General features: G+C 60.7%; 13 protein-coding genes. 7 read left to right on the plus strand and 6 right to left on the minus strand.

Going from position 1 to position 17,031, the window contains the following annotated elements:
• Nucleotides 1-406 precede the first annotated feature (406 nt).
• On the minus strand, nt 407-1,330 hold the full coding sequence (locus BK665_RS16985) for a carbon-nitrogen hydrolase family protein (RefSeq protein WP_123407435.1): 924 nt from the start codon (nt 1,328-1,330) through the stop codon (nt 407-409).
• 85 nt (nt 1,331-1,415) lie between these two features.
• Here BK665_RS16985 and BK665_RS16990 point away from each other — a divergent pair, with 85 nt between their 5' ends.
• The gene (locus BK665_RS16990) at nt 1,416-2,351 is read left to right on the plus strand and encodes a LysR family transcriptional regulator (RefSeq protein WP_123407437.1); all 936 of its coding nucleotides are present in this window, start codon (nt 1,416-1,418) and stop codon (nt 2,349-2,351) included.
• A 150-nt stretch (nt 2,352-2,501) separates the two neighbouring features.
• Here the strand turns inward: BK665_RS16990 and BK665_RS16995 are convergent, their stop codons facing one another.
• Complete coding sequence (locus tag BK665_RS16995; protein ID WP_123407440.1) at nt 2,502-2,753, minus strand: hypothetical protein; 252 nt, start codon at nt 2,751-2,753, stop codon at nt 2,502-2,504.
• Between the two features lie 164 nt (nt 2,754-2,917).
• Here BK665_RS16995 and BK665_RS17000 point away from each other — a divergent pair, with 164 nt between their 5' ends.
• A complete protein-coding gene (locus BK665_RS17000; protein WP_123407442.1) occupies nt 2,918-3,235 on the plus strand; it encodes an ElaB/YgaM/YqjD family protein in 318 nt (105 codons plus the stop codon).
• A gap of 132 nt (nt 3,236-3,367) precedes the next feature.
• Here BK665_RS17000 and BK665_RS17010 read toward each other — a convergent pair whose 3' ends face one another.
• Complete coding sequence (locus BK665_RS17010) at nt 3,368-4,399, minus strand: Ldh family oxidoreductase (protein WP_123407443.1); 1,032 nt, start codon at nt 4,397-4,399, stop codon at nt 3,368-3,370.
• A 202-nt stretch (nt 4,400-4,601) separates the two neighbouring features.
• On the opposite strand from BK665_RS17010, the gene BK665_RS17015 reads away from it, so the two are divergent.
• Entirely contained in the window at nt 4,602-9,389 is a 4,788-nt protein-coding gene (locus BK665_RS17015; RefSeq protein ID WP_123407445.1) for a dermonecrotic toxin domain-containing protein, read from the plus strand.
• A 40-nt stretch (nt 9,390-9,429) separates the two neighbouring features.
• Here BK665_RS17015 and BK665_RS17020 read toward each other — a convergent pair whose 3' ends face one another.
• Nucleotides 9,430-9,699, minus strand: coding sequence for a PepSY domain-containing protein (locus tag BK665_RS17020; protein ID WP_123407447.1), 270 nt, complete (start codon nt 9,697-9,699; stop codon nt 9,430-9,432).
• A 153-nt stretch (nt 9,700-9,852) separates the two neighbouring features.
• On the opposite strand from BK665_RS17020, the gene BK665_RS17025 reads away from it, so the two are divergent.
• Nucleotides 9,853-10,854: a FecR family protein gene (locus tag BK665_RS17025; protein ID WP_123407450.1), complete on the plus strand. Its 1,002-nt coding sequence runs from the start codon at nt 9,853-9,855 to the stop codon at nt 10,852-10,854.
• 59 nt (nt 10,855-10,913) lie between these two features.
• On the opposite strand, the gene pvdQ is transcribed toward BK665_RS17025, so the two are convergent.
• Nucleotides 10,914-13,244 (minus strand): bifunctional acylase PvdQ, encoded by a 2,331-nt coding sequence (pvdQ, locus tag BK665_RS17030; protein ID WP_123407452.1) that lies wholly within the window; start codon nt 13,242-13,244, stop codon nt 10,914-10,916.
• Nucleotides 13,245-13,499: 255 nt separating this feature from the next.
• Here pvdQ and BK665_RS17035 point away from each other — a divergent pair, with 255 nt between their 5' ends.
• The gene (locus BK665_RS17035) at nt 13,500-13,904 is read left to right on the plus strand and encodes a fe2+ zn2+ uptake regulation protein (protein ID WP_123407454.1); all 405 of its coding nucleotides are present in this window, start codon (nt 13,500-13,502) and stop codon (nt 13,902-13,904) included.
• Here the strand turns inward: BK665_RS17035 and BK665_RS17040 are convergent.
• Nucleotides 13,894-14,082 (minus strand): hypothetical protein, encoded by a 189-nt coding sequence (locus BK665_RS17040; RefSeq protein ID WP_054046397.1) that lies wholly within the window; start codon nt 14,080-14,082, stop codon nt 13,894-13,896. The genes BK665_RS17035 and BK665_RS17040 overlap by 11 nt on opposite strands.
• Nucleotides 14,083-14,649: 567 nt before the next feature.
• Here BK665_RS17040 and BK665_RS17045 point away from each other — a divergent pair.
• Together BK665_RS17045 and BK665_RS17050 are read left to right on the plus strand one after the other, a co-directional pair.
• Nucleotides 14,650-15,873: an MFS transporter gene (locus BK665_RS17045; RefSeq protein ID WP_123407456.1), complete on the plus strand. Its 1,224-nt coding sequence runs from the start codon at nt 14,650-14,652 to the stop codon at nt 15,871-15,873.
• A gap of 26 nt (nt 15,874-15,899) precedes the next feature.
• Entirely contained in the window at nt 15,900-17,030 is a 1,131-nt protein-coding gene (locus BK665_RS17050; RefSeq protein ID WP_123407458.1) for a LuxE/PaaK family acyltransferase, read from the plus strand.
• The last annotated feature ends 1 nt before the right edge of the window (nt 17,031 follow it).

Genomic DNA, 17,031 nt, shown 5'->3' on the forward strand with positions numbered 1-17,031 from the left:
AGTCGATGCAAATGTTGACTGAAACACCGCTTTCGCGAGCAAGCCCGCTCCCACAGGGGTGGGGTTATGCGGTGAAGCGCACGCCGGGTTTGCCGAGGGCCGCCGCCGCAACCTGGTAATCGCGCCGCCATAAAAATGTGGGAGCGGGCTTGCTCGCGAAAGCGTCGTGTCAGTCGATGCAAATGTTGACTGACACACCGCTTTCGCGAGCAAGCCCGCTCCCACAGGGGTGGGGTTATGCGGTGAAGCGCACGCCGGGTTTGCCGAGGGCCGCCGCCGCAACCTGGTAAACCCGCCGCCATAAAAATGTGGGAGCGGGCTTGCTCGCGAAGGCGTCGTGTCAGTCGATGCAAATGTTGACTGACACACCGCTTTCGCGAGCAAGCCCGCTCCCACAGGGGTGGGATTATGCGGTGAAGCGCACGCCGGGTTTGGCCCGTTCATCGACATTCAGCTCGAACACATCCGGCCGCGCATAGTGGCCGACCACATCGAAGTCGTAACGGGCACGGATCAACTCATCGGTGTCGATTTCGGCGGTCAGCAACCCCGCCTCCCCTCGCAGCGGCCCGGCCAGCACATCGCCCATTGGTCCGACAATCACGCTGCCACCGGCAATCAACGGCCGATCCGCCGGCCAGTTGGCGATTTCCACGCCCAAGGCTCGGGGCGAGTCTTGCACCTGGCACGCGCTGACCACAAAACACCGGCCTTCATGGGCGATGTGGCGCATGCTGACTTGCCACATCTCACGTTCATCCACGGTCGGCGCGCACCAGACTTCCACGCCTTTGGCGTACATCGCGGTGCGCAGCAGCGGCATCATGTTTTCCCAGCACACCACCGCCCCGAGGCGCCCGACCTGACTGTCGATCACCGGCAAGGTCGAACCGTCGCCCTTGCCCCAGATCAGCCGTTCGGTGCCCGTCGGCATCAGTTTGCGGTGCTTGGCTACCAGACCACCCACAGGATCGAAGTACAGCGCGGTGCAATGCAGGGTGCTGCCGGCGCGCTCGATCACGCCGATCACCAGATTGGCCCCGGTGCGCGCCGACAATCCGGCCAGGGCTTCGGTCTCGACGCCGGGCACGTCGATGGCGTTGGCGAAGTAGCGCGCAAACGCCTCGCGCCCTTCCGGCAGGCGATAACCCAATTGCGTGCCGAAGTTCTCGCCCTTGGGGTAGCCGCCCAGCAACGCTTCGGGCATGACCACCAGCCCGGCGCCGGACTCGATAATGGCGGTTTCCCAGGAAAGAATCTGTTCCAGGGTTTCGCCCTTGCCGCCGGGCAAGGCGCCGATTTGCAACGCAGCAACGATTGACTTGGACATGGCGATAACTCCGGGGGCAATGAGGTGTTGCTCATTCTCGGTCGCCACCGGATCATGAATAAAGCCCCGCTCGCTGCTGAATGATATGAACACCATGAATATCGCCACCGTCGACCTCAACCTGCTCAAAGTCTTCGAAGCCCTGCACGAAGAGTCCAGCGCCAGCCGCGCCGCCCTGCGCCTGGGCGTCACACAATCGGCGGTCAGCGCAGCGCTGCGGCGGCTGCGCGAGTTGTATGGCGATCAGTTGTTCGTGCGTACCGGCCGCGGTTTGGCGCCGACCTTGCGGGCCAATCAGTTGAAACCGGTGGTCAGCGATGCCCTGAACAAATGCCGGCAGAGCCTGGCCATGGTCGATCCGGCGGCTGATCACTACGAGGGGCGTTCGGTGACCGTGGGTTTGTCGGATGACTTCGAGATCGCCTATGGGCGGCGACTGATCGAGGACATCGCCCAGCGTGCGCCGAAGCTGCGGCTGATCTTCCGCCAGACCCACAGCCAGATCGTGGCCCAGGCCTTGATGGAGCGCAGCATCGACCTGGCGATCACCGCCGGCGGGTTTGCCGAGCGTCTGCTCAGCCGTCAGGTGTTGGGTGAAGGGGGTTATCTGTGCCTGGTGGACCCAAGCAGTCTGGCGCCAGGACAACAGGTCATCAGCCTGGAGGAATTTGTCGCGAGGGAACACATTCTGGTGTCGTCGGGCGGTTTTATCGGGATTACCGATGAAGGGCTGGCGGCGCAAGGGCTAAGTCGGCGGGTGTGCGCCTCGACCACGCACTTTGCGGCGTTGCCCCATCTGCTCAAGGGCAGCCAGGCAGTGGCGACCATCCCGGCCCACGCCGCGCACAGCATCGCGGCGCTCTGCGGCCTGGCGCTGCTGCCCTGCCCGCTGGCGTTGCCGCGTTACCCGATCGAACTGGGCTGGCGCACCAGCACGCAACTGGATCCGGTGGTGTTGAAAGTGCGTGAGGCGATTGTCGCGAGCTTTGCCCACGATGGCGACAACCACACATCCCGGTGAATAACATGCCCTTGTAGGAGCGAGGCTTGCCCGCGAAGGCATCCTTGAGATCGCTATCGCGGGCAAGCCTTGCTCCTACAGGTTGGCGTTCATGAGATCGCCTTCGCGGGCAAGCCTCGCTCCTACAGGGGGGCGGTGTTATTTATGGGGTTATTTGGCGGCCATCAGACGATTCACTTCACTGCGCACCATGTTGGCGTACTCGGGCGGTGACATGAGGTCGAGTTCGGCGCGGACCCATTCGGCCCATTTGCCTTTGCGCTTGGCCCGCTCGCCGAACAACCGTGCGGCTTCGCCCTTGGACTTGCCCAGGTTGCTTTGCCAGAGGTCGAACAGACGGGATTTTTCGTCTTCAAGCGCGGCGCGCTCGGCAAGGGGTTTGTCGGCCAGATTGAAGCTCATGGGAAATACCTGCGGCGTAAATAGGCGACATCTTACACTGTAGGACGAAATCTCCGACCCTGGATTTTTCTACTCGGGTGAGCCTGTACGCAAATTCACTGCAACTTTTTCAATCGCCCAAGACTCCATTGTTCACTGCCCACTTACCCGCAAGGAGTTACTCAATGGCCCGCAAAACAGCCGTACAAAACGCCGCAGACCAAATCAAGGATCAGGCATTCAGTGAGCTTCAGGCGCTGATCGAAGAATCGGACAAACTGCTCAAAAGCAGCGCCTCCCTGGTGGGCGAGGAAGCCGATACCCTGCGCGGGCAAGTCGCGCAGAAGCTGCAACAGGCGCTGGAATCCGTCACCAACGTGCGCGAACGTACCAAACCGGCGGTGGACGCCACTGAAACCTACATCGGTGGCCATCCATGGCAGACCGTGGCGATCTCCGCCGGTTTCGGCCTGGTGGTTGGGTTGCTGTTGGGTCGTCGCTAAACCGACCGGCTAAACACAATCCCCCTGTGGGAGCGGGCTTGCTCGCGAAAGCGAAGGATCAGTCGACATCCATATTGACTGACACACCGCCTTCGCGAGCAAGCCCGCTCCCACATGGGTTCGAGTCGTACTTCAAAGTCCTGCCAGCTCCCGCAAGTTCGCCAAAACATCAGCCTCCAACTCAATCCCCCCGACAGCTGATTTAGCCCGCTGATGATGCCGCCGATCCCCCGGCAAGCGCTTCAACCCCACCCCGTGCATCTGCCGCACCAGTTCCTGGCTGCGCTCGGCGAAGTTCTGCCCGGCGGCTTTGCTCGGGTCGATCACGATCAGCAGTTGACCGGTCCACGGCGTCTTGGCCCCCGGATGGTTCGACCAATCGAACTCGAAGGAGAAATTGCCGCCGGTCAATGCCGCTGCCAGCAACTCCACCATCATCGACAACGCCGAACCCTTGTGCCCGCCGAACGGCAACAGCGCGCCGCCTTCCAGAATCGCCTTCGGGTCCTGGGTTGGCTGGCCGAGGCTGTCCACGCCCATCCCCGGCGCCAGGCGTTCGCCCTTGCGCGCGGCAATCTGCACGTCGCCATGGGCAATGGCACTGGTGGCCAGGTCGAAGACAATCGGTTCGCCATCGGCCCTTGGCGCGGCAAAAGCAATCGGGTTAGTGCCGAACAACGGGCGATCGGCGCCATGGGGCACCACGCAGGTCATGCTGTTGACCACGCTCAAGGCCACCAGGCCTTCATAGGCGAAGGGTTCGACGTCCGGCCACAGTGCGGCGAAGTGATGGGAGTTGCGGATCGCCAGTACGGCAATCCCGGCGCTGCGGGCCTTCTCCACCAGCAAGGCGCGGGCGGCGGCCAGGGCCGGTTGGGCGAAACCGTTGCCAGCATCGACCCGGACAAAACCCGAAGCCACATCCTCGACCACCGGCACCGCCTGGCCATTGACCCAGCCGCTCTTGAGCGTCGACACATAACCGGGAATGCGAAACACGCCGTGACTGTGGGCACCATCGCGCTCGGCGCCGGCACAGTTGAGGGCCAGGGTGTTGGCGACCTCGGCCGAGGTGCCGTGACGCAGGAAGACTTGCTCGAGCAATTGAACGAGTGAAGCGAAATCCAGGGTTTGCGTGTCCGAAGTGACGGGTGTTGCGGTCATCTGAGGCTCCAGTTTTATTATTGAGTCGGGCAACAGTTGAAACGGGGTCAGGCAACAACCCACAAAAAAACATGGCCGATTAAGCGCTGTTTTAGAGGCGTCCTGTCAAGCGTCGAACACTTCGATGACCCAAGCAATATGTACCGCACCCACGCGGTGCATCAGCCCTAACGTTTTTCCTCCATCCAATCGAGGAAAAACCATGACCGCTCCCCCGCTCCCCTATTTTTTTGCCGAGGCTGAACTGGCGAGCAACGCCAGGCAGCCGGGTGATCGAGAAAAAGCACTTAATTTCACCCTCGATGACCTCAAATGGTTGAAGGCGGTGTACCTGGCAACCGATGTGGCCCGCGTGGCCCACAACCCCGGCATGCACGTCCGGCAACTGCTGCTGACCCCGGACACCGGCCAGGCGATCCCCCTGGCCGGGGCCTTCTCCATGAGCAAACCGGACAACGGTGAAGCAACCCTCTATACGCCGTGGAAAGGCCTGATCAAATACGCCGACATCACCGAACTCAAAACCTCCCTCGAACAGTGGCTGACCCAACCCGGCGGCCAACGGGAATTGCTGCGCTACCTGTCCATCGAGCAGCGTTGCACGGCACTGGCCGCGAAAAAACTCAGCGTGACCACGGCAGTGATTGACGGTGCAGTGTTCCAGGCTCAGGAAACCGTGATCGAGGCCAATCAACAACGGAACATCACGGCGATGCTGGCCGAGCTGCTGAAGTTTCCGACCTTGCGCGCCATGCTCGACGAGGTGCTGAAAACCGCACTGGCCAAGAGTTTCCCGGCACTGGATCAGCGCCGGACCCGACTCGACAGCTTTGCCTGCGACGCCGACCGCCATGCGCCTCAACGCCGACTGTCCTCACTGACGTTGAGCGAAGTGGTGCTGCATTACTACTTGAATAACCAGTGGCCGGACGGCGATGTCAGGGCGTTTGTCCACCCCACCCATGGTGTGAGCAGCGAGAGCGATAATCAGGCCTGGGAAGTGGCGTTGCGCGAGGTTGCGCAAAGTCTGACATCGCACCTGCGCAGCCTGCTCGAAACCTTCTGGAACAGCCCCATGGGCAACAGCCTGGCCCGCTCGGCGTTTTTCGCCGACAGCCTGCGCGACACCTATTGCGTCGATCTGCTGCTCAAGCGCCAGCAAGGCGTGCTGACGGCGACGCAGTACCTGCATTTGATGGACGTCAGCCTGGCGGGCACCGACGATTCGCCGGCGTCGAGCGCTGCGCTGCAGATCGATAAAGTCCGGGTCACCGCGCCACTCAAGCATTACGTTGAACTGGCGTCGACCCTGCTGATCGGCACCAGTGCAACCAGCGCCTTTCTCTACACCCAATCCAGGGGTGTGGAGACCAGCGGCAACCTGGGCCAGATCAAGCAGACCCTGTTGAACATGATGAAGAGCGAGGGCCACGACGACCAACTGTTGCACTTCCTGGCCCTCGATGAGCGCGGGCCGTTCCTGTCCCTGGAACCCCGGGAACGAACCATTGAAGGGGCGCCGATCAGCGGCCCGGTGTTCGCACAATTGATGGCCGATATCGTGGCCAAGCAATTGCAGAACCTGACCTACGCCTTGAGCCGCTTCCGCGAAAGCGCCGGCGTGCTGGATCCCCATGCATTGCTGGACAACGCCCTGGATGTGCGGGGCTTGCTCGACAAACGATTGCTGGCCGTCGAGGCCAACGGTCGCTGGAGTACCCACGCGGACCTGCGCTGGAGCGCGCAACCGGCCACGGTGCGCGCCGATTCGGCCAAGCAGCAATTGGCGCTGCTGGCCACGGTGAATCACTCGTTGCAGCAAGACATCGAAAAACACCCGGCCATTTCAACCCTGGTCACTACGGTGGCCAAGGCCGAAGAAGGTGTTCGCGCCTCGCTGGAAGTACTCAAGCCGAAGTTTTCCCACATCCTCTCGACCGCGTTGCGCAGCGAACTGAAACTGCACGCCCTGAGCCGCACCCTGGGCGCCGGCGAGCAGGCCATCATCCAGGCGGTGCTCGACACGCCGATTCGCCAGCAACGCGCGGCGTTGAACGGTTTTCTGCCGGATGTCTTCGCCCTGGCCCTCAGCGTCGACAACGTGGCGCAACCGCTGAACCTGGCCAGTTGTTTTGCACTGACCGAGCGCGGTGGCTTGGACCCAGACCATTCCGGCAAAACCATTTTGTGGACCCCGGCCCAGGGGTTTGAAGCCTTCCCGTCACTGGCGCCGATGCTGGCCGAACTCAAGCGGCGCCTGGTCAATGACATCGAGCGCCCCGGGCTGCTGGAGAATCTGCAACGCAGCGAACGCATTCCCGGCCGCACGTACACCCTGGCGCCGCTGCAACTGATTCACGAGGATTTTCTCCAGCATCTGCAAAAACCCCATGTGCGGCTGGATAACACCGGCGTCGAACAGGTACTGGCGTCGAATCTGCCGACCAAACTGCGCACGGACCTGTTGGGCTTGGCTGCGTTGGGCGCGCCCAGGACCGGTCTGCAACGGGCGACGGAGATTGCCCAGGCCCTGATCACCCGGCAAAAGATTCCGGCCTGGCTGGCCAACGCGTCCCTGGAAGACCAAATCCTTCACACCGAGCTGCTGGCCCAGTACTTGAACAATGCCAGGGAGGACAAGGATTACCTGTCCGGCATCCGCTCCCTCGAGCGGACCGCACATCACGAACTGCAAAAACGTCTCAGGGCGGACAAGCACGACATCGACCCGGACAACGTGCAGATCCAGGTCAGCGCCAGCGCCACCTCCGCCGCCCGCACCCACCTCCTGCCGGACTTTGCCTTGATTCACCTGCAAGACCTGGCCAGCCTCAGCTTCAAGCCAGCATCGCGCACCAACACCGCACTGCCGGCGGCGATCGATGAAACCTACATCAAGAACCTGATCCGCGAGCTCAAGCCCGGCGAACATCAGCGCACGGAACTGAACAACGCATTCGCCGACACGAACGCCGACGCCAACACGCGCAAAAAGCGCTTCAGCCAACAACTGCCCTGGCAACTGCTGCACCACGCCCATTCGGAGAAACTCCAGGAACGCTTGAGCGAAAGCGGGTTTGACCTGATCAGGCAAATCATCGACATGCCCGACGCGATTGCCCGGGACGCGGTCGCTGGGACCAACGCAATCATCCGTCCACTCGAGTTACTGGGCACCGCGAAAGAGGCGGCAATCAAAGTGCCGGGGGTTTATCTGATCGGACCGAAAAAGGACACCACCGGACCGCAGATCCTGCTGGCGCCCTACAGCCCGGAACACGGGGTTAAGGAGTATGAAAACGAAGGCGCATTGCTGAGCGAGCTGAAAACCGCCGGGGCATTGCAGCGCTGGGTGCTCAACAGTCTGATGCCATCCGACCAGGCACGTCTCAAGAGTCGGCTGAGCGCCACCTCTACCGGTGCCAGCCTCGCGTCCAATCCTGTCAAAGGCTCGTTGTTCAAGCAGTTGTTCAATGACAACGCCCTGCTTCTGGGCCGATTGCTGGGCTGCCAATCGGACAACGACCGTCACAGCGAATGGGCCACCATCCAGCGCGTGTTGAGCGAAGACCTGGACCAGGCGTTTTCCTTTGTGTCGGGCAAACTGGCCTACCCGATCATCGTGTGGCGCAGCTACCGCGATATCAAGGACTCGGCCGAAGACCTTCAGCAACACAAATGGGGGCCTGCGGTGAAAGCGTTTATCCGTGGCATGGCGCAACTGGCGATGTTGCGCAGTTCGATGGAAAACCCTGAACCCGCCCCCGGCAGCACCACACCGTGGCCCGGCATCGACATCACCGCCCCCGGACGCACGCAGTTGCAGCGCCACGAAAGCACCGATGTCGACCTGGGCACTTTGACCCTGGACCACACGCTGGGACTCTACGCCCATGCAACCACCCGGCAGCACTACGCCCCCATCGAGGGCAAGGTGTACCCGGTGCACAAACGCGGCAGTCGCTGGATTATCCGCAGCCATAACATGGACGGTCCTTTTGCGCGGCAAGACAGCTCAAAAAAATGGGTGCAGGACGTCGACCCTAACGCACCGCGCTACAGCCTGCTGCGTCGTTGGAAGACCTGGGACACGGTGAATCAAGGGATGAATGTCCAGGCCTCCGGCATGGCTGAGATTCGCCAGCTCTTTCCGGTAAGAGCGCGATTGATCGATGAGGGGCTCGACCTGGCGACCACTTACGCCTGGCACAGCTTTCGCAATCTCCAGTTGTTGAAGACCGCGGGGATTCGGGTGGCACCGGTCCACCAACTGATCAGGGATTTTCTGGATGTGCCGGCGGTGCTGCCCGAGCACGTGACAATGATTGAAAAAGTCGTGGAGGAGATCTTCGGCGCGTTGCTCGACCCGACACTCAGGCGAGAGAAATCCAGTCGGTTTGTCATCGGTGCGGTAAAGGACGATCCGGAGAACACCTTGGCGTTCGCGATCCCCGCGGACAAGAGAAACAAGATCTACCTCACGGAGCGATTTTTTCTCCCCAAATTCGATCACTACCGTAACTACATGACAGACGCTTCGTTTCCGATCAGCACCCATGCTCGAGCCGCCACGTTGATCCATGAGCTTTCCCACATTGTCTGCAAGACCGAGGACATTGCGTACCTGGACGCCCTGCGCCCATTTCCTGACCTGATCGAAACCTCGAACCTGCGTGCCATCGCACTCAAGGATGCATTGACGGGGGTTCAGAACAAGGCGCTTTCGACGAAAACTCCCGATGCGGAGTTGTTCGCGATCTACAACGACGAGGACAGGGTCTGGGAAAATTTTGGTGAGACGGCTTTCGAATACAGTGATCGGGCACTGGCCCACGTATTGAAGTTGACCGGCAAGGACACGCTGGTCGAAGCCCGGAGCACATTCAAGACGGATGCAACCGTGAGGCTGGCGGTGCAACTGGGAAATGCCGATTCGGTGTCTTGGTTGATCACCCATCTGGGGCGCCAGCTCTACAGCCAAACGCCATGACGGGAAGTCAGGGCACTGCGTCAACAGTGCCCTGACAGGCTCAATCCTTCTGATCGCGCAGGATGTTGCCGGAAGCCCCGTCGATGCGGAATTCGTAGACGACGCCATCGGCCTTGCGGCCCTCGCCTTTCCAGTAGCCGTTGTTATCGGCTTCGATCTCGTAGACCTCGACATAACCGGCCTTGGTTTTAGCGGTTTCGATGGCTTTCTCGATGGTGATCCAGCCTGCGCCCGGGCGATCGGCCATTGCGGCGCCAGCGCTGAGCAAACTGGCGGTGGCAATCAGGGCGGCGAAGGTTCTTTTGATCATTTTTTCACTCCATTTGTGGATAGTAGGCGTCTTGCGTCCTGGTTTTTGGGCGTCAGCGGGCAAAATAAGTTCCACTTTGATGGGTAATTGCCATGACTGATGTTCTCGGCACCTCGCCCTCAAGGTTAGAATGCAGCAAATCAGGATGAGTCAATGACCGAACACACCCTCTCGGAAGCCGAATACGACGCCATCACCGATGCCGCTGCGCACTGGTGCATGCGTCTGCACGCCATCGACTGCACCGCCGAGGAGCGCCAAGCGTTCGAACAGTGGCGCGACGCGCATCCGCTGCATGCGTTCGAATACGAAGCGATGCAGGAAATCTGGGAGGTGGCCGGTGATTTGCCGCGCCCTGAGTCCGCCGAGCCCCCTCTGCCCGCCAAACATTCAACGTCCTGGCGCAGCTATGGCATCAGCGCCGCCCTCTGCGCCCTGGCCCTGCCGCTGGCGGCGTACGCTGGCTGGAACCTTGGCTGGCTGCCCAATGCCTATGAGCATTTCGAAGCCGGCGACAATGTGCGCCAGGTCACCCTTGGCGATGGCAGCCAGGTGGAGTTGAACCTGGGCAGCGAACTGACCTTTCGCAATTACAAGGATGAACGTCGGGTCACGCTGAAAAAAGGTGAAGCCTTTTTCAGTGTCAGCCACGACATGACCCACCCCTTCATAGTCAAGGCCGGCGAAGGCCGGATTCGGGTAACGGGCACCAAGTTCAACGTGTGGCTGTATGAAGACCAGGTGCGGGTGAACCTGATCGAGGGCTCGGTGCTGGTGACCAGCAACGACGCTTTGGCTGGCGACGGCTTGCGTCTGGGGCCGGCGATGCAGGCGCGTTTTCGCCACGGCGACTACATGCCGCAAATCAGCCAGACCTACGCCAACGACAACTCTTTGGCCTGGCGCAGCGGCAAACTGGTGCTCGACGATTTACCCCTGAGCGAAGCCTTGCCGCTGATCAACCGTTACCTGGCCAAGCCAGTGATGGTGGCCGATAACAGCACCGCGTCGATCCGCATCGGCGGTATCTACAACATCAAGGAACTGAACAATCTGGTGGCGACCCTGCCCCGGGTGTTGCCGGTCTATCTGACCCGCAACGAGAACGGCAACCCGGTGCTCAATTCGATTCCGCGCCAGGCACCAAAAAGCTGAAGGCCGCGTCCCTTTTGGGGAGGCGGCCTTCGTGTTGGCTACAACTTGTCGCGCGGTGTTTATTGCGCCGCTATCTTCCCGGCTTTTTCATCCGACTCGCGAATCGTCTGCACCTGATACTGCGGATCAGCCTTGATCTGCTGCTCGGTGAACGGCAACACGCTCAGTTGTTTCCGGGAGAACGCCAACGTCTGATCCCGGGCGTACTTCGACGCCGGATCACTGGACAACGAAAACGCCAGCAACCCTTGAGCATGCGGACCTTTGTCATCGAAGGTCACGATTTGCAGATAACTGGTGCCGCTGACCACTTCAAGTTTGCCGTCGGTTCTCGGCACGCTCTGGATGGCGTTATACACCCCCAAAGTACCCGGCCCACCATGGATCGGCGTTTGCTGCCCACCGCTGCTGACCACCTGAATATCGCCCCAGTGGCTGTCCGCTTTCAGGCCCATTTTCGTGGTCAGTTCTAACGACGCCAGCATCGCCTCGTTAATCGCCTTCGCCACTTCCGGACGCTCGAACGCCAAACCACGGGGAGTGTGCTGGGCGTCTTGCGGATCGAACGCTACGCGCCAGATGTCCGGCGCTTGCTGCAACGCCTCCATGACATTCTGGAAATGCACCAGGCCCGGGCCGCTGTCCAGATTCGCCCGGCCATCCCAGGTTTTCAGGCTGGCACACACCGGTGCCGGGGCCGCCCCATTGGCGCCGCAAAACTTCAGCAGGTCCGGCAGCACTTGCGCCGCCTGGTACACCTGATCATCCATCACCATGCGTTGCAGATCCGCTGCCGCCACCGGCCCGGCCTTGGCCAGCGAACCGAGGCGATCCAGGGCAAATCGCGAACGCAGCCCCAGTGGCTGGCTGTCCTGGCTGATCAACGGCGAGAAACCGGTCAGCGGTTGCGCCGGGTTGGCCAGCCACGCGGAATCGTTGGAGTGCTGCACGAAATCCTTGCGCAACAGTTGCGGCAACTGGTCCGCCGCGTAGATACCCTTTTGTGCAGCTTTCGGATCGATGTCCCAGGCACAGGCACTGTTGGCGCCGTCGAGCACGATCATCTGCAACCCGGCACGCGGGTCGCTGCACTGGGCCAGTTTGTCGGCATTGACGTTCGGCACGACAGACAGGTTCATATACAGCGTCTGCCCCTGGTCGTCCGCCGCCAACGTGTTGACCCACGGGATGCCTTGGATCTTGTGCACCGAGGCCTGCAAATCGTTGAGGCTGGTGGCGCGGTTCATGGCGTACCACTGCTGCAGGACCCGGTCGTTTTCCAGGTTGGCATCGCGCAGGCTGTAGGCGAATTGATTGTCCCAATCGAGCTTCCCGGGCCACTGCACCACAGGGCCGAACACCGAGCTGTAGACCACGTGGGACACCGCTTGGACCTGGCCGTCGGGCTGTTTCACGTTGACCGTGAGGGTCTGTTTATCCAGCGGCAATGACTTGCCATCGAGCACGTAACGGGTCGAATCCTTGGGGTCCAGTTGCAGGCGATACAGGGTGAAATGCTTGGACGAATCCACTGTGTGGGTCCAGGCCAAATGCTGGTTGAACCCGATATTGATCATCGGCAGACCGGGCAACGCGGCGCCCATCACGTCCAGTTTGCCGGGAATGGTCAGGTGCATCTGGTAGAAGCGCATGCCGCCGACCCACGGGAAATGCGGGTTGGCCAGCAGCATGCCGCGTCCGTTGAACGAGCGCTCGCTGCCAATCGCCACCGCGTTGCTGCCGCGATCCAGGGCAAAGCGCTGCTGACGCATGTCCGCGAGCTGGAACGATTGCGCATTGGCAGCCTGGGCGACGGCGGCCGGGGGCGTGGCGCCCGCCAGCGCTTCGGCAAACTGCCCGACCCCGCCTTCGACCAACAGACGACGGGTGAGCTTGACCAGGTCCTGGGCGGCAATCGGGCGTACCCAGTCACCCTGGCATTGCGCGGGCAGGCCCTGGGCCCGGCGCTCAGCCAGTGAACGGTTGTAACCCGCCACATAGCCGTCGATCAGGTCACGCACTTCAGGGGTTTGCGCCTGCCAGAAACCGGCCACTGCCTGCGGCGTGTTGAGCCAGTTGAAGAACAGGTCGCTGGCCAGGTTGGCGCGTTCTTCGAGGGTGAATTGATCCGGGCCGAAATAACGCGAGCGCTCGCCGTTGACGGTGACGATCTCGTTGGCCATCAGGCACAGGTTGTCCTGGGCGTAGGCGTAACCGATGCCATAACCGAGCCCGCGCTCGTTCTCGGCGCGGATGTGCGGCACGCCGAAGCTTGTGCGGCGAATATCCACGCCCGAAGGTTGCGGCGCACTGCGGGCGCTGGCCGCAAGGCTCAACCCCAGCATTACACCTGCAAGACTCAACCGGGTTAACTGCCTGCTAATAATCACGCTCGCTCCTGATGGACATGGCCTTGGAAAATCACACCCTGCGTGCAACACGGAATGTGCCTGGCCTTAGGAACGAAAAAATCATCAGCAAATTTAGTCCGGGCAACGATCAGCGGCGCGCCCATCACGTGGCGCTCACATGCCCTCGACAAATTTTCTACATTCAAGCCTTCATGATTTGCCGTGCTCGTTCGTCTTAATGATTGAGAGCACCATCACTTTTTCCTGATCAGGCTCTGATAAGGAGTTTTTTGCATGTACAACTCGCAACTGCCAACGGACGGTAGCCGTGTGCCAAAGAGTGTTTCCATGAATGCTGGCGCAGGCATTTTTGTAGAAAAGGCGGAACGCCACGGAAACGAACGCATCAGGGTATTGCTCAAGAGCTTTGGCCTGAGGACCAGCCTGATTCGCCTGAAGGTCATCGACGCCCTGCTGAGCGCCGCCGAAAGCGAGCGCAACCTGGGCGTGCGCGGCGTGCACACGCATTTGCTGGACCTGGATATTCCCCTGTCCTTCCTGAGTGTGCGGGAGGTATTGAAGCGGTTATGCAGCGAAGGCGTAATTACGCTCAATCAGGACAAAAGCTACAGCCTGCATCCGCAGGCTATTGCCATTCTCTACAGCGAATCGGGCTCGGACGCTTCGCTCAAGGCTTGACCTTGCGGCGCATCACGCCATTGACGACGACCACGATCACGGCCACGCCAATGGCGATGTACTGGAACAGCTTCTCGCTGATGATCCCTGCGTTTTGCAGATACGAAAGGCCGAACATGATCCCCAGCACTACCAGGGAAATCAGAATCGAGTATTTCAAACGTTGCGACTGGGTCATTGCGGGTTCCTGAAACTTGGAATGTATCCGGTTTGTATCCGCTTGCATGCCAAGCTCCTACCTTCTGGCGGGGATGAACGGCGGCAAACGCAGTCTCATGTTACAGCCGATGAAGAGTTTTGGCTTCATAGCGGCGATAACCATGAGGATTTTGAAATGCTCCGTCGAATCACACTGCTGATTCCCCTGATCGCTCTGCTTTCCCTGAGCGGCTGTATCATTTTCCCCCACGGCGGCTGGCACGGGGACCACCACTATGATCGTGGCGGACCGGGCTACTACGAACATCGCTGATGCAAACCCTTGAATGACGTGTAGGGAAAAGCCACTTTTTTAATCAACCCTGAACAAATGCCCGCCTGTCGCGGGCATTTTTCGTACAGCGTATTGTTCCCACCTTTGTAAGTTTGGATCCAAAATTGCGACTGCCCGACCGCCTTGCAATACATGGCAAACCATTGAAATCCCCCGTCTCAAACCCCCGCTAGAGCGGGCATGCATGCCTGACTACTCTTGAAAACGAGCGACAGGAGTACTTCCTGATCGCCACGTTTCGACTAGGACGTCATGCATACATCATCTACAAACCTGCGCCCCTTTCAGCTTTCCGGGTTTTGCCTGGCTATCGCTGTTTTCGAACTGCTGACCTACATGGCCAGCGATCTGATCATGCCCGGCATGCTCAGCGTAACTGAACAACTGGAGGCCAGCCCGGAGCATGTTCCGTATGCCTTCACCCTCTACTTGACCGGTGGCATTGTCCTGCAATGGCTGGTGGGTCCGCTGTCCGATCACTATGGGCGCCGCCCGCTGCTGCTCATCGGCAGCGCGCTGTTTGCCCTGGCCTGCCTCGCCGCTTACTGGGTGCCGGGGATCGAGGCCTTCAACGTTTTGCGCCTGATTCAAGGCATGGGACTGGGTTTTGTCATCGCCGTCAGTTATCCAGCCCTGCAGGAAGTGTTCTGCGAGGCCGACGCGGTGCGGATCATGGCATGGCTGGGCAACATCGCCCTGCTGTCGCCGCTGTTGGGGCCTTTGCTGGGCAGCCTGCTGTTGCAGTGGTGGTCGTGGCGCGAACTGTTCCTGATGCTGGGCATTGCCGCCTTCGCCACCTGGCTCGGATTGTATGGGTTTATGCCCCGCACCCTCGGTGCCCGAACGCCCCGTGAACCCTTTGACTTGCGTGGGACCTTGCGCCGCTACGGCGTGTTGTTGCGCAACCCCGGATTTGTGCTGGCATCCGTCGCCCTGGGGTTGATGAGCTTGCCGCTGATTGCCTGGATCGGTCTGGCGCCGCTGTTGCTGATCCAGGGCCAGGGCTTGTCGACCCTGGAATATGGGCTCTGGCAGATTCCGGTGTTCGGCGCGGTGATGCTCGGCAATCTGCTGCTCGACCGCTTGATTGCGACGACAACCCTGACACACCTGATCCGCTACGCCCTGTGGCCGTTTTGCGGCGGGCTCGTTGCGCTGTTGATCATTGGTTTCTACGGCGCTTCGACGGCATGGCTCGTCGGCTGCCTGGCGCTCTATGCCGTTGGCCTGGGCATGAGCAACGCGGCGCTGTATCGGCTGGCGTTGTTCTCCAGCACAGACAGCAAAGGGCTGGTGTCGGCCATGATCGGCATGATTTCGATCTCGATCATGGGCGGCGTCGGTTCGCTGATCGCGGCGCTTGGTGCAGGCGCCAGCCTGGAATCGTTCGCCTGGATCGCCGCCATCGCGGGGCTTGCCTGCCTCGTGCCCTTGCAACCTTTCTTGCGACGGTGCCGCCACACGGCAGCCGTCTGAATGAACCGATTGAAAAAGGATTTTTGATGATTTACCTACCCCACTCCGATGCGCTCTGTGCGCTGGCGCGCCCCTACGACCCGGACTCAGTACCGCCGGGTTTGTTCGACCGCGCCATGGCTGAAATCAGCCTGTTCCACTGCCACCACACCCCCGGCTACGAACGCTGGCTGAATCACCATGGCCTGAATGCGCAGGATCTGGAGGGACTGGATGACTGGTCGCGACTGCCACCGATCTTCGCCAATTTTTTCAAACAGCACCTGCTATTGAGCCCGACCGGTGAAGACGCGCTGGAGCTGACTTCCTCCGGCACCAGCGGGCAAAAAAGCCGCATGCGCTACGACGCACGCAGCCTCGGCGCCGCCCAAAGCATGGTCACACGGATTTTCCAGCAGTACGGCTGGGACACTCCGGATACCCCATGCAATTACTTGTTGCTGAGCTATGAACCCGAAACCGACAACCGCTTGGGCACGGCTTATACCGATCAGTTTTTGTGTGGTTATGCGCCGGCCAATCAGGTTGTCTATGGCCTGCGCCGCACGGGCAGTGGGCATGAGTTCGATCTGTTCGGCGTTATCCGCGCCTTGCAGGCGTTCGCCGAAGCACAACTGCCGGTGCGCATTTTCGGCTTTCCGGCGTTCCTCTGGCAGGCGTTGCAGCGGATGGAAGCCACTGACATTGCACCACTGAAATTGCCTGCCGGTTCACTGGTGTTTCTCGGTGGTGGCTGGAAAAACCACGCGGCCCAGGAGATTCCCCGGGCTCGGCTGTATGAGCGGATCGGGCAGCAACTGGGCATCGACGCGGACCGCTGTCGCGACGGCTATGGCGCGGTCGAGCACGCGGTGCCTTATATCGAATGTGCCCATCATCATTTTCATGTGCCGGTGTACTCGAACGTGTTCGTGCGCAACCCCGCCGATTTCAGCGTCCAGCCTTACGGCCAACGGGGCTTGCTGAACTTCGTCTCGCCCTACATTTCGTCGAGCCCGGCTCATTCGGTGGTGATGAGTGATCTGGCGACCCTGTACCCCGGCGCGACCTGCGGTTGCGGTCTGTCCAGCGACTGGTTCGTGCTGCATGGACGCGCCGGCACCAGCGCCGGCCGCAGCTGCGCCATGGCCGCTGCCGAACTGATCGGGAGGGCTTGAG

The sequence above is a fragment of the Pseudomonas frederiksbergensis genome, assembly GCF_003732665.1.
Lineage (GTDB): Bacteria > Pseudomonadota > Gammaproteobacteria > Pseudomonadales > Pseudomonadaceae > Aquipseudomonas > Aquipseudomonas frederiksbergensis_G.

Coding starts and splice junctions, on each gene's coding strand:
- BK665_RS17025 (WP_123407450.1), top strand. CDS start 9,853: ATGACCGAACACACCCTCTCGGAAGCCGAATACGACGCCATCACCGAT.
- BK665_RS17020 (WP_123407447.1), bottom strand. CDS start 9,699: ATGATCAAAAGAACCTTCGCCGCCCTGATTGCCACCGCCAGTTTGCTC.
- BK665_RS17045 (WP_123407456.1), top strand. CDS start 14,650: ATGCATACATCATCTACAAACCTGCGCCCCTTTCAGCTTTCCGGGTTT.
- BK665_RS17015 (WP_123407445.1), top strand. CDS start 4,602: ATGACCGCTCCCCCGCTCCCCTATTTTTTTGCCGAGGCTGAACTGGCG.
- BK665_RS17035 (WP_123407454.1), top strand. CDS start 13,500: ATGTACAACTCGCAACTGCCAACGGACGGTAGCCGTGTGCCAAAGAGT.
- BK665_RS17010 (WP_123407443.1), bottom strand. CDS start 4,399: ATGACCGCAACACCCGTCACTTCGGACACGCAAACCCTGGATTTCGCT.
- BK665_RS16990 (WP_123407437.1), top strand. CDS start 1,416: ATGAACACCATGAATATCGCCACCGTCGACCTCAACCTGCTCAAAGTC.
- BK665_RS17050 (WP_123407458.1), top strand. CDS start 15,900: ATGATTTACCTACCCCACTCCGATGCGCTCTGTGCGCTGGCGCGCCCC.
- BK665_RS17040 (WP_054046397.1), bottom strand. CDS start 14,082: ATGACCCAGTCGCAACGTTTGAAATACTCGATTCTGATTTCCCTGGTA.
- BK665_RS16985 (WP_123407435.1), bottom strand. CDS start 1,330: ATGTCCAAGTCAATCGTTGCTGCGTTGCAAATCGGCGCCTTGCCCGGC.
- BK665_RS17000 (WP_123407442.1), top strand. CDS start 2,918: ATGGCCCGCAAAACAGCCGTACAAAACGCCGCAGACCAAATCAAGGAT.
- BK665_RS16995 (WP_123407440.1), bottom strand. CDS start 2,753: ATGAGCTTCAATCTGGCCGACAAACCCCTTGCCGAGCGCGCCGCGCTT.